12 protein-coding genes are annotated in these 13,126 nt (G+C 41.2%); 6 read left to right on the top strand and 6 right to left on the bottom strand.

Annotation, left to right across the window (positions count from 1 at the left end; translation table 11 throughout):
* The first annotated feature begins 12 nt into the window (after positions 1-12).
* The 5 genes from mreC to VF675_RS00665 all read left to right on the top strand — a co-directional run bounded on the left by mreC (position 13) and on the right by VF675_RS00665 (position 3,711).
* A complete protein-coding gene (gene mreC, locus VF675_RS00685; RefSeq protein ID WP_131261540.1) occupies positions 13-870 on the top strand; it encodes a rod shape-determining protein MreC in 858 nt (285 codons plus the stop codon).
* A complete protein-coding gene (gene mreD / locus VF675_RS00680; RefSeq protein ID WP_178318225.1) occupies positions 857-1,363 on the top strand; it encodes a rod shape-determining protein MreD in 507 nt (168 codons plus the stop codon). Before mreC ends, mreD begins: the two co-directional genes overlap by 14 nt.
* Positions 1,351-1,917, top strand: a complete 567-nt coding sequence (locus VF675_RS00675; RefSeq protein ID WP_440204602.1) for a Maf-like protein — start codon at positions 1,351-1,353, stop codon at positions 1,915-1,917. The genes mreD and VF675_RS00675 overlap by 13 nt, the downstream gene beginning before the upstream one ends.
* A 39-nt stretch (positions 1,918-1,956) precedes the next feature.
* Positions 1,957-3,411 (top strand): ribonuclease G, encoded by a 1,455-nt coding sequence (rng, locus tag VF675_RS00670; protein WP_104852376.1) that lies wholly within the window; start codon positions 1,957-1,959, stop codon positions 3,409-3,411.
* Between the two features lie 129 nt (positions 3,412-3,540).
* Entirely contained in the window at positions 3,541-3,711 is a 171-nt protein-coding gene (locus VF675_RS00665) for a PA1571 family protein (RefSeq protein WP_004975418.1), read from the top strand.
* A gap of 59 nt (positions 3,712-3,770) precedes the next feature.
* On the opposite strand, the gene VF675_RS00660 is transcribed toward VF675_RS00665, so the two are convergent.
* On the bottom strand, positions 3,771-5,150 hold the full coding sequence (locus tag VF675_RS00660) for a WS/DGAT/MGAT family O-acyltransferase (RefSeq protein WP_096901778.1): 1,380 nt from the start codon (positions 5,148-5,150) through the stop codon (positions 3,771-3,773).
* A gap of 178 nt (positions 5,151-5,328) precedes the next feature.
* Positions 5,329-6,060: a phosphoadenylyl-sulfate reductase gene (locus tag VF675_RS00655; RefSeq protein WP_440204601.1), complete on the bottom strand. Its 732-nt coding sequence runs from the start codon at positions 6,058-6,060 to the stop codon at positions 5,329-5,331.
* A gap of 190 nt (positions 6,061-6,250) precedes the next feature.
* Here VF675_RS00655 and thrH point away from each other — a divergent pair, with 190 nt between their 5' ends.
* The gene (thrH, locus tag VF675_RS00650) at positions 6,251-6,868 is read left to right on the top strand and encodes a bifunctional phosphoserine phosphatase/homoserine phosphotransferase ThrH (RefSeq protein ID WP_096901782.1); all 618 of its coding nucleotides are present in this window, start codon (positions 6,251-6,253) and stop codon (positions 6,866-6,868) included.
* Between the two features lie 72 nt (positions 6,869-6,940).
* On the opposite strand, the gene VF675_RS00645 is transcribed toward thrH, so the two are convergent.
* The 4 genes from VF675_RS00645 to VF675_RS00630 form a co-directional block, all read right to left on the bottom strand.
* Positions 6,941-8,161: an OmpP1/FadL family transporter gene (locus VF675_RS00645; RefSeq protein ID WP_440204600.1), complete on the bottom strand. Its 1,221-nt coding sequence runs from the start codon at positions 8,159-8,161 to the stop codon at positions 6,941-6,943.
* A 308-nt stretch (positions 8,162-8,469) separates the two neighbouring features.
* Positions 8,470-10,023, bottom strand: coding sequence for a long-chain fatty acid transporter (locus tag VF675_RS00640; protein WP_440204599.1), 1,554 nt, complete (start codon positions 10,021-10,023; stop codon positions 8,470-8,472).
* Positions 10,024-10,378: 355 nt separating this feature from the next.
* Positions 10,379-12,001 carry an ABC transporter permease gene (locus tag VF675_RS00635; protein WP_440204598.1) on the bottom strand — a complete coding sequence of 541 codons (1,623 nt, stop codon included), beginning with the start codon at positions 11,999-12,001 and terminating at the stop codon, positions 10,379-10,381.
* 87 nt (positions 12,002-12,088) lie between these two features.
* Positions 12,089-13,105 carry an extracellular solute-binding protein gene (locus VF675_RS00630; RefSeq protein ID WP_180060375.1) on the bottom strand — a complete coding sequence of 339 codons (1,017 nt, stop codon included), beginning with the start codon at positions 13,103-13,105 and terminating at the stop codon, positions 12,089-12,091.
* Between the last annotated feature and the right edge of the window lie 21 nt (positions 13,106-13,126).

The following is a 13,126-nucleotide window of genomic DNA, read 5'->3' as shown; positions in this document are numbered from 1 at the left end:
TAGGATTCGGCGGTGCAAACAAATCTGTTTTCCAGACAACCGCCATCTTTTCGCTCTTTTATAATTGCGGTCATTACTTGCTTGGTCATCCTGTTCTTTAACTGGCGTGTCCCGCATGTAATTCAACCTGCACGTGATGTTTTGTATGCGGCATATAATCCAATTTATGCCTTTGCAAGCTATCCTGTATTGTCGCGAGAATGGCTAAGTCAACAAAGTAAGTCTGAAGCTCAATTGCGTCGTGAAAATACCGCGATGCAGGCAGAGCTATTACAGGCTCAAGTCCGTTTGCAAAAATTATCTGAACTCTCTGCAGAAAATACTCGCCTGCGCGGTCTACTCGATACGCCTTTAATTATTGATGGACGCATGGAAATTGCCGAAGTGATTGGTACCGATGCCGATCCTTTGCGTCATATTATTGTGATTAACCGTGGTTCACAAAATCAGCTCAAAGTCGGGCAAACCGTTTTGGATGATAAAGGCATTATGGGGCAGATCATTGCGGTGTATCCACACAGTAGCCGTGTCATGTTGCTTTCTGACAAAGAACACTCGCTTTCAGTGCGTTTGGAACATACAGGCATGCGCGCAATTGTGTCAGGTACGGGCGATTTGGGACGTTTGAAAATGGAATATGTACCGACCAGTGCCAATATTCAGGTTGGAGAAAAAGTCTATAGCTCTGGCTTGGGCGAGCATTTCCCTGCAGGGTATTTGGTTGGAAGCATTGCCAAAATCAGCCGACATAATTCTGGTGAGTTTGCGCAAATTGATGTGATGCCTGCAGCACAATTGGCGGGTGGTCATCATGTGGTGGTGCTGTTCTCAGAATCTTTAGCGAAGGAGCAGCCAAATGCCAATCGCTAAAATTGGACAAACCCGACTTGGACAAAACAAGAATAAAGATCCACTATTTCCGATTATTTTTTCAGTAATCGCTGCATCCGTACTCATGGTGTATCCGCTGTCTTATACAGGCTCGGGTTGGCGACCATTGTTTATGTTGATGGTGACCTTGTTTTGGGTGCTTGGGCAACCAACATGGTGTGGCATCTGGTTTGCCTTTGGTACAGGCTTGTTTGCAGACTTGCTCCTCGATGCACCTTTGGGCATGAATGCCTTGAGTTTTGTGGTGATTACTTTTGTGGCACGTTTCCTGACTCGTGAACGCCGTATTATGACGTTTGCAAATTTATGGGTCATCAGTGCAATCGCAATTTTGGCACACCTCGCCCTGATTTGGGTGATGCAAGTCATGGGTGGGATTCAGTTCCCATTTGCGCGTCATTGGCAACCTTTGCTGAGTAGTATTTTACTCTGGCCTGTGCTGTATTATTTCTTGCGAAAATGGCGCATTTAATTCTTGCTTCAAGTTCACCGCGTCGTCGGGAACTCCTACAACAGCTTGGACTGGAATTTGAAATTTACAGTCCAAATATCGATGAATCTATTTTAGCGGGCGAAGACGTTGCTACGTATGTTGAACGTTTGGCGTGTGCCAAAGCAGATGCCGTTTTGCAGCTATTTCCTGATGCTATGGTAATCGCTGCCGATACCAGTCTAGGCGTAGATGGGCAGATTTTGGGCAAGCCAGAATCCAAAGCAAATGCCTTTGCCATTTGGTCACAACTTTCTGGTCGAAAACATGATGTTTTTTCAGGGGTTTGTGTGCGTACAAAACAGAAAAAATCCAGTATAGTGGTACGTACACAGGTTGAATTTCAATCGCTTAGCCTAGATGATATGGAAAGCTACTGGGCAACAGGTGAGCCGATTGGAAAAGCGGGTGCTTATGCGATTCAGGGCATCGCAGCACGTTATATTCCGCGTATTGAGGGCAGTTATAGCAATGTTGTCGGCCTGCCACTCTATGAAACCGTACAGTTATTACAGACAGTTAAGGCACTAAATTAACTGCTGCACAAAAATTTTTATAATGTTTTGAGTTTTATTATGTCTGACGAGTTGTTGATTAACGTCACACCGATGGAGTGTCGGGTGGCGTTAATTCAAAACGGCACGGTCAATGAACTATTCGTTGAGCGTACAGCCAAGCGTGGTTTGGTGGGCAATATTTATAAAGGCAAAGTGGTGCGCGTGCTGCCAGGCATGCAAGCCGCTTTTGTCGATATTGGTTTATCGCGTACTGCTTTTTTGCATATCAATGACATGATTTGGCCGCGCAGCCAACCTACACCGAATGTCTTTGAATTATTGCAGCCTGGGCAAATTCTAACCGTGCAAGTGATGAAAGATATGCTCGGTACTAAAGGCGCACGACTGAGCACTGATCTTTCCATTCCTTCGCGTTATTTGGTTCTAATGCCGTATGGCAGTCATATTGGCGTATCACAACGCATTGAATCGAGTGAAGAACGTGAGCGTCTACGCGGGATCATTGAAACCATTCAGGCTGAGCATAAATTACCAGGCTCAGTGATTGTACGCACAGCAGCCGAAGGCGTCGATGAAGCGGCCTTAGTGCAAGATATGTGTTACTTGGCAAAATTGTGGGAATACATTCAGCGTAAACAAAAAAGCATTGCTGTGCCTTCTTTGATTTTTGAAGAGTTGCCGTTACCGCAACGCGTAATTCGTGATTTGGCGAATGATAACACCGCCAAAATTTATGTCGATTCACGTGAAATTCACGCCAAATTAAAAGAATTTGTGGATGAGTTTGTGCCCAATATGCACAATCGCCTGATTCATTACCCTGGTGAGCGGCCACTGTTCGATTTATACAATGTCGAAGAAGATATTCAAAAGGCATTGCAAACCCGTGTGGCATTAAAGTCGGGCGGTTATCTGATGATTGATCAGACTGAAGCCATGACTACCATTGATGTGAATACAGGCTCTTATGTCGGTGGGCGGACTTTAGAAGACACCGTATTTAAAACCAATATGGAAGCGACACAGGTCATTGCCCGCCAGTTACGTTTGCGTAATTTGGGTGGCATCATCATTATCGACTTCATTGATATGCAAGAAGTACAGCATCGTGATGAAGTCTTGAGTCAGTTTGAGCGTATGCTTGAACGAGATCATGCCAAGACCAAAATTACCCAAGTGTCTGAACTGGGCTTGGTCGAGATGACCCGTAAACGTACCCGTGAATCTTTAGAACATTTACTTTGTGAAGCCTGTCCAACTTGTCAGGGACGGGGATATGTCAAAACAGCAGAGTCAGTATGTTACGAAATTTTTCGAGAAATTTTAAGATACGCACGCGCATTTGAATCACAACGTGGCTTTACTGTCGTTGCGCACCCATCGGTGATTGACCGATTGTTAACTGCCGAAGCGCCAGCAGTGGCGGATTTAGAGCACTTTGTCAGCCGTGTGATTAAATTTCAGGTGGAAAATTTATATACGCAAGAGCAATACGATATCATTTTGAGCTGAAATTGTAACAGGATATCGCTAAACAGTTGTTACATCTGAAATTTTACTTTTTTGAGTGAATTCTCAATACTAAGCATACAGAGTAGCCAAAGCCGAACATCTCCCTCGGTTTAGCAAATGAGGTATGTCATGGGTATGAGTAAAGTTGTGATTCAAAAGAGTTTAAAAGTATTAGATCGTAAAGTGACACATAACGGTTATATTGTCGATGAGCAAGGTAAAGAAACTCAAATTACCACTGCAATGGTTAGCGCAGTTTGTCAGCAATTATTAAAACAGTGTCGTACTATTCAAAAATAAGGGGCAGCAATTGCCCCTTAATTGATTCTATTGAATTATTTTTCTGATGGATTGACGTATCAATCCACGATTTTATTGACCCCTTCAGGCGCATCAATAATCTGTTCAAAGCGCTGAATTTCATCTTCTAAGTGTTGCAATAAGTTTTGCATTTTCGGTAAGGCATGACGACAAGCAGTTAAACCAACTTCTAATTTGTCTAAATAGCTGGTCATGGTAATGTTTAAAGCTTGTCCATCTAACACGATTGAAGCAGGGTATAGTGCATCTAGCTTTGCACCATTCCAATACAAAGGTTCACGTGGGCCAGGTACATTGGAAATCACCAAGTTAAAGGCCTGACGCTTTGGCATAATGCCTGACAAAATATTTAAACCAGCAGCGCCGTAAACAAAAGCACTATAGTTCATAATTTGATTGGCATTCATGCGCTTAAAACGCTGCTTGGCATTTTGTACACTGCGGCGCACAATTTTTAAACGTTCAAGCGGATCTTCTTTGTGCGTACCTAAGTTGGCTAAAATCATGGTGATTCGATTGGATACTTCAGAATCGTCATCACGAATAGAGGCAGGCACCATTGCAATAAGAGGTTTTTTAGGTAATGCATATTGGCTGAGTAAGTACTCACGCAATGCGCCTGAGCAAATTGCCAGCACCACATCATTAATGGTTACGCCTAAAGCTTTGGCAATACGGTGCAAACGTGCAAACTCAAAAGATTGAGCGGCAAAACGACGTGAGGCGCTCACACGTTGGTTTAAGATGGTGCTTGGTGCTTGGAAGCTGGAGACATAATCAGGATTACGTCCCATATCTTTGGCAACAGTTTGTGATACTTCATAAACTGCGCGAGGGGTTGCTTCAAACTGACCTTTAACTCCACCAAAAATTTTCTTTAAACGGCTGACTTTCGGTTCTTTCAGGCGTTTAGCACGCGGACCTTCCACACACCAAGGCGGTACAATTCTTTTTGCATTTTCGTCATGCGAAAGGGATTTTTCCACCAAACGCATGCCTGCAATGCCATCTACCATGGCATGATGAATTTTAAAGAACATTGCAAAACGATTATCTTCAATGCCTTCAATAATATGGCAAGTCCATAAAGGTTTGGCACGATCAATCAGTGAACTGTGTTCTTGTGAAATATAAGTTAATAATTCACGAATACGGCCTGGTTTTGGCAAGGCAATATGACGGAAGTGATGATCGAGATCGAACTCTTCATCTTCATCCCAAAACAGACCATTGAGCTTATTGTTAAATGGTGCAATAGGCATCGACTTTGAATTGCGAATATCGGCAACCAAGTCTTGAATAAAAGTGGCTGGTGCATGTTCTGGAATTTGGAATAAGAATAATCCGCCCACATGCATGGGCTGTTGACGTTTTTCGAGTGATAGGAAAATAAAATCAATAGGGTGTAATGGACGCATATTGTGGATTGCCTCACTGCAATTTCTACGCTTGTTCTTATCTGAACAAGGTTTTTAGAGTTATATAAGATTTAATTCAGTATATCTTTTTTATCAAACAAATATAGTGATTTTTGCGCCATCGCAAGTCAATAAAAATCACAGTAAAACTGTGATTTTTATTGTAGTAATAGATGTATTATTTTAAATTTCCAGCATGTAGACCGCATTCTTTGTGCGTTGCTTCTTCCCACCACCAACGACCTTCACGTTCATGTTGATTTGGCAACACAGGGCGGGTGCAAGGTTCACAGCCAATTGAAATAAAACCTTTTTCATGCAAACGATTGTATGGAATTTCCATCATGCGAATATAATTCCACACGTCACTGCTTGACCAGTTTGCCAGTGGATTGTATTTGATTAATTGCTTGTTAGGACCTGAAAATCCTGCATCTGCTTGTACGACAGGAATATCTTGGCGTGTACCCGGACTTTGGTCTTTACGTTGTCCTGTAATCCAGCCATCTAGTGTTGCCAGCTTTTTGCGTAAAGGCTGAACTTTACGAATTCCGCAACATTCCTGATGTCCATCTTCAAAAAAGCTAAATAAGCCTTTTTCTTGTACCAATTGTTGGACTGTTTCGGTTTCAGGAAAGCAAATTTCGATCTCAATATTATAATATTTGCGTACAGTTTCTAAAAATTGATAGGTTTCAGGATGCAAACGTCCTGTATCTAAACTAAATACACGAAATGGCAAACCTAAATTGGATGCCATATCAATCAGCACCACATCCTCTGCACCTGAAAATGAAATCGCGACTTCGCCTTGCTGACTTAAGGCAAGTTTTAAAATGTCGCTCGGTGATTTATCGGCATATTCAGTCGCGAGTGCATCAACAATATCTATGGTGGGAATGGTGTGCATAAGTCTTCCTGCAGTCGGCTTGAGGGCTAATCTTTGTTCTTGAGCGGATTATTTTAATGGAATTCCTAAAAAGGTCTTATCACTAAAAAATAAATGCTTATGAATGAAATAGATTTAAAAAAGAACAAGGCAAATAGCAAATCTTCGGCTATGATAGGGAAAAACTTTTACAGGTATTTTGGGAGAACCCATGGAAATCGTATGTCTTGATCTTGAAGGTGTGTTAGTTCCAGAAATTTGGATTAACTTTGCTAAAAAAACTGGCATTAAAGAACTTGAAGCAACTACACGTGATATTCCTGACTACGATGTGTTGATGACTCAGCGTTTAAATATTCTAAAACAGCATGGCTTGGGTTTGAATGATATTCAAGCGGTGATTGCGGATATGGGGCCATTCCCTGGCGCGAAAGAGTTTGTCGAGTGGGTGAGCACACACTTCCAATTGATTATTCTTTCAGATACGTTCTATGAATTTGCACATCCGTTGATGAAGCAATTGGGTTGGCCAACAATTTTCTGTCATAAATTAGAAACAGATGAAAATGGCATGATTACAGCATATAAATTGCGTCAACCCGACCAAAAGCGCCAGGCGGTTAAAGCCTTACACGGTTTAAATTTCCGCGTAATTGCTGCAGGCGATTCATATAATGATACAACGATGCTAGGTGAAGCGGACAAAGGCTTCTTATTTGATGCACCTGATAATGTGATTGCAGAATTCCCACAATTCCCTGCAATTCATGGTTATGCAGCATTAAAAGAAGCAATTCGTGGTGCTTCGGTACGAGATATTCCTGCTTAATCTGAAGCTGAATACAATAAAGGGCATCATTTGATGCCCTTTGTTTTTATGCGATATTAACAGTGCATTGATTTAGAAGCGGTAGCCAATATTTAATCCATATGCAACAGCGTAATTATTTTCAAACTTGCCTGCTTCCGTGTGTGCACCTGTGACGGCATCAGCATCACCTAACCAGAAGTATTTAAATCCTGCACCAATGAAATAATTTTCGGTAGGTGAGTAGCGAACACCTGTACCCACACTCCAGTAGCCTTCAGTTGGACCTAAGGTCGTAACAGGGTTGCCGGCACCAGAATCCCAGCCTACAGATACATTACCACCCCAACGATCATTGAACTTACGTCCTACACCAACAGTTGCAGAAATTTGGTCATCTTTATAGTCAATAAGGTTAAATCCATTGGGTTTGGTGGGTACATAACCAGCTTGGCCTAATATTTGAGTAAGCTTGCCAAATTTGTATGGTTGTACTTTAAAATTTGACCAGTCCACCCAGCGAAGGTTTGCAAATGCAACGGTGTTCGCCATAATTCCCGTTTGGAAATCTAGATTGACAGATTGTGGTGTTGTTAGTTGTGTTTTACCTGTAGTAGAACTAATTTGCGTCATAGTTGCATCTAGTGTAGGGATTTGGGTAAATCCTATTGCACCAAAGTTTTCATAAGCAGTCATTTCATGCTCAATTTCAGAGCGGTAAGTAACAGAAGCTTTAAGTGCGATTTCAGGGATTTGATACGCAACACCCGCTAACCAACCCACAGACTCATCTTCACCTGTTTTAAAATCATAACCATTAAAGGCTGAATATGCAGTACCACGTAAAATAACAGTACCATCTACTGTCTGATATACAGCACCAGCATATAGATTCCAATTTTCATTAGGTTGATAACCAACTAACAGATTTAAATTTTGGGTATCAACCACAACAGAAGTACTGCCTTGAAATGGTACAGGCCTACTTTCAACAAAATTATTGTTCCCAAAATATTCAGCATCGGCGCCAAAAGGTTGATCGTAAATTAAGCCAATCGACACTTTGTTAGTTGCTTGAACTTTTAATGCAGCGTGTGGGAAGTAATAATCACCTGCCATGTCATCTGCTTGGTGTTTATCTTTGTCTTGACCAGATACATTTGGATCTAAAATAGAAATACCTGCTTCTGCATAATTACCCGGTTGTAAAAATGCAGCAATAGATTGACCAGAACGGTCTAAACCAGCAGCAAGCGTAGGTGTAAGTGGGAGAGTGCTAAGTAAAATAGCCGAATAAATATTATTGAGCTTCATAGTCGTTCCCTGATGCTTTATGTAACAAAAAGTGCAGGAAAAGTAACATATTTGAAAAAAGAGTAAATGCTCAACTTGGCAGAATAAATGAACTGAATAAGTTATAAATAGCAGTTGATTAGAGTAAAAGTACTATTTTTATGTCTTAAGTAAATGAATTTTATTAAATAATTTTTTAGGTTAATATTTGGGGAAATATGTGTTTAATTGTTTTAAATTTAAACATTAGGTTGGCACTTGTATAAAAACGAAGAGTTTTAAGTGTAAAAAACCACCCCCGAAGGGTGGCTGTTTTAGAAAATATTGAATTAGAAGCGGTAACCGATTTTTAAACCGTATGCCCATGCATCGTTATCTTCAAACTCTGCAACATAATCAGAACCGCCTGCTTGAGCACCAGTTTGGGCTTTTGCATCACCTAACATGAAGTATTTTACACCACCTGCAATAAAGTAGTTTGGAGCAGGTGAGTATTGAACCCCTAGACCAACGTTCCAATAACCTTCAGTAGGACCAAGAGTTGATACAGGGTTACCTGCGCCAGAGTCCCATCCTACAGATACGTTACCAGCCCATTGGTCATTTAGTTTGCGACCAACACCTACAGTTGCAGAGATTTGGTCATCCTCATACTCAACCAAGTTAAAGCCATTAGGACGATTAACAGCTGGCAATGGACCAACAGCCTCACTTACGAGACCAAATTTATGTGGGCGGATAGAGAACTTAGACCACTCTACCCAACGTAAGTTTGCAAATGCCACAGTATTTGCCATAATTCCAGTTTGGAAATCTAAATTTACAGACTGTGGTGTGGTAATTGTGGTTTTACCTTCTGAAGTTGCGATAACACCTGCTGCTGCTGCACCATTGGGCAGTAATGCTAATGCCCCAAGCGTTGGTAGTGTTTCTCGCACATTAACATCGTGATCAATTTCTGAACGATATGTCAAAGATGCTTTTAAGGCAATTTCAGGAATTTGGTATGAAACACCAGCTAACCAGCCCATTGCACTATCTTCAGGGATTGATGCATCATAACCATTGAATAGGCTATATGCTTGTCCACGAAGTGCTACATTACCTTTAATGGTTTGGTAAACGGCACCACCATAAATATTCCAATTTTCAGTAGGTTGGAAACCAGCAATAAAAGAAAGGTTTTGTGTATCAACTTCTACGCTAGTATTTCCTGTTCCTAATAGGCCATTTACGTTAGCCAAACCAGCATCAACTGCTTGAGTCACCGCATTTTGAACATTTTGAGTGATTGCAGCTGTAACGCCATTTTCAATCGTTGTCATCGCAGCAGTATTACTACGAATTACAGACTCTGCAATTGCTTGAGTAGGGGCAGCACCACTTGCAACAAGTCCAGCAGCTTGGGCAGAAACAGTACTATCTATGCCTGCTTGTAGATTTTGAGCTAATGCTCCAGGAAGATTGGCAGCAACTTGTGTATCAATGGTGGTTTGACGAATCCCAGCCAAAGCTTCAGGCGCTAGAATTGTATTGGTCGCATCTGAAACGAAAACATTGCTACCAGTATATGCAGCATCAGCACCGTATGGTTGATCGTATAAAATACCAAATGAGAAGTTTTTTGTTGGTTGAAGTTTTAGGGCTGCGCTAGGGAAATAATAATCGCCCGCCATATCACCAATTTGACGATTTGTTGTGCTTGAGCCAGCTTCCTGTCCAGATACATCTGGGTCTAATACAGAAATACCTGCTTCAAAGTAGTTACCCGGTTGTAAGAACGCAGCCATAGATTGACCAGAACGATCTAGAGCTGCAGCAAAAGCACCTGTCATTGGTACAGTTGCTAAAATCATTGCTGTGCTTAGTGCTTTTAATTTCATTATACATTTCCCTTGGGCTATAAAGTCTTTTATGACAGTTTTTGTTGATGCTTTAAGCTTTCATTTAGGATGATTTCGACTTGTGCAAACCGAGACCATTTGTTACTCCATGTGACAAAAATATCACAATTAAAATAAGAGTAAATGCTCTAGAAAAAACTCATCAGTATAAAAAACACGCTGAATAGAGTATTTGTTCTAATTGGTTTGGGATTTTGGCTTGTTAGTGATTGAAATTAAATAATAAAATTTAAAAATCAATCTCTTGTTTAAATGTTTTTAATTGGTTAAAAAAAATACTTTTTATCGAATTTCATTTTGTTGTAAGGCATATTTTGCAACAAAATGGGGTGCATTAACGTGTGGTTTTTCCAAGCTTTGCCAAAAGAATGACAGGAATCAGCCCAACCAATACAATTAATAAAGCTGCTACGGCACCATCTTCATAAGTGCCCCTAGAGGCTTCTGCATATAGCTGAGTAGCGAGTGTTTCCATATTTAAGGGACGGAGCAACAAAGTGGCAGGTAGCTCTTTCATGCAATCTACAAAAATTAATAAAGCTGCAGAAATAATAGCAGGGCGTAATAATGGCAGGTGTACACGCCACAACAGTGCAAAGTTGTTTTGCCCTAAATTGCGTGCAGCATCATCAAAAACACCATGAATACGGTTATAGCCTGACTCAATGCCGCCCACCGAAATAGCTAAAAAACGCACAGCATAAGCATAAATAAGGGTAAAACTAGTACCGAGAAATAATAAACCTGTGTGTATCCCTAATTTAAATTCTAAAAAGTCGGCAATGGCATGATCAATTTTGCCCAAAGCCAACATGAGACCAATGGCTAAAACAGTTCCTGGAATGGCATAACCTAAGCTAGAAATGCGGCTAAACCAGTTGTGTTTGCTAAAACGTGCAGCACTGACAATAAAGAAGCCAATCAAAATGGTGACGATGGTGGCAATACTGGCAAGCATCAGTGTGTTGATGGATGCTTGGATCAGATAATCTGAGAACCCTGCATATTGAATACGTTTATAGGATTCGACCAATAAATGACTGGTTGGAATTAAAAAGCCAATACAGACAGGAATTAAACCTAAACCCAATAATACAAGTGCTTTAGTACCTTTGACCGATTGTGCAGGCATTAAACGGCTGCGTTGAGCCGAGTTCATATAGCGCTGTTTACGTCGACCTAAACGCTCTACTAACACCAATAAGGTAATAATCATCAACATGAAAATGGCAATTTGTGCGGCGCTGGCTAAATCGGACTGATTGGTCCAGGTTGAATAAATCGACAAAGTTAAGGTTTTAATGCCTAAAAATTCTGTTGCACCAATATCATTAATGGTTTCCATTAAAACTAGACTAGTACCCACAGCAATTGCAGGACGTGCTAATGGAATCGCAACACGTAAAAACACTTGATCGGGTTTTAATCCTAATGTACGTGCAACCTCAATTAAACTGGCCGATTGCATCAGAAACATTGCACGTGTACTTAAATACACATACGGATACAGCACAAAGCTAAGCAAGAAGATGCCGCCCCAAACGGTACGAATATTGGGAAACCAAAACTGTTGTAATTCTAAATTAAACCCATCCCGCAGGATACTTTGCACAGGACCAATAGGATGTAAAATGTCGATATAACTATACGCAATAATATAAGTTGGTACGGCTAAAGGCAGCAGTAAGGCCCAATCTAAAAATGCACGACCTCGGAATTGATACGCCGTTACAATCCATGCGCTGCCTGTACCAATCAGGATGGTGAGAATCCCCACACCCAACAATAAAATCCCTGTTTCTGCCAACGTGTGTGGAATTACATAACGCAGCAGATGCCCCCAAATTTCGCTATCACCTTGTAATGCTGTCCAAATTAAAGCGAGCACAGGTAAACAGGCGAGTAGCGTCAATAACCCACTGAGCGAAAATAAAAAATTAAATTTATTTTTAAGCATTGCAATAGAGGTACTAAATAAGGGAGAGGGATCAGCTAAGCATCTTACAGTGCAAAGCGATGCACTGTAAGACAAAAGCAGAAAATTTTAGCGGTTAAACTGGACTTTATCGACCAATAAGTTGGCGGCTTTACGGTGACGTGCAATATCGCTTAAACGAATTGAATCAATATTCAGTTTGCCAAAACTAGCGATAATCGGGTCAATTTTTACCCCTGGTTTTACTGGATATTCAAACCCATTTTGGGCGTAGATGGCTTGGGCATGATCTGAAGCTAAAAACTCAAGCAGTTGTACCGCTTCTTTGCGGTTTGGTGCATGCTTAGAGATCACTGCACCCGATACATTCACATGCGTACCACCATTTTTAAAACGTGGCAGCACGACATTAATGGCATTGCCCCAACGCTGTTGTTCAGCATCACCTGTACGCATGGTGCCAACGTAATAGGTGTTGGCCACGCCAATATCACAAATTTTACCTAAAATATCGCGGGCAACGTCACGGTCACCACCACTGGCAGGACGAGCTAAATTGGCTTTAACGCCACGCAACCAAGTCTCAGCTTGTTTTTCACCGTGATGCGCAATATAGGCAGCAATTAAAGCGGTGTTATAAGGATGGTTGCCAGAACGGATGCAGATTTTATTTTTCCATGTTGGATTAGCCAAATCTTCATAAGTGATGGCTTTTAAAGATGTACGGTCTTTAGAGGCATAGACTGCACGTGCACGCATCGACAAGGCATACCAATGTCCATTGGCTGCACGTAAGTTAGCAGGAATCGCACTATTTAATGTTTTAGAGCTAACTCGCTGGGTTAAGCCACCTTCTACCAAGTCCACTAAATTACCAAAATCTACGGTTAGCATGACATCGGCAGGTGAGCGACGACCTTCTGCTTTTACACGTTCCAATAAACCATCTTTAATAAAAACAGTATTTACTTTTACACCTGTTTTTTGCGTGAATTCAGTCAATAACGTTTGAATTAAAACAGGTTCACGTGTGGTGTATAGGTTAACTTCAGTTGCTTGCGCCACACTTGCACCAAACGCAAGTAGACCTGTAACAACCAGCGATAATTTAGACATTGGTTTCATACGGTATTCCTAATCGAAAAT

Source organism: Acinetobacter sp. Lyrl_1, from assembly GCF_051948795.1.
Classification (GTDB): domain Bacteria; phylum Pseudomonadota; class Gammaproteobacteria; order Pseudomonadales; family Moraxellaceae; genus Acinetobacter; species Acinetobacter towneri.
The sequence above is the reverse complement of the archived record's forward strand: the minus strand, read 5'-3'. Positions and strand labels throughout refer to the sequence as shown.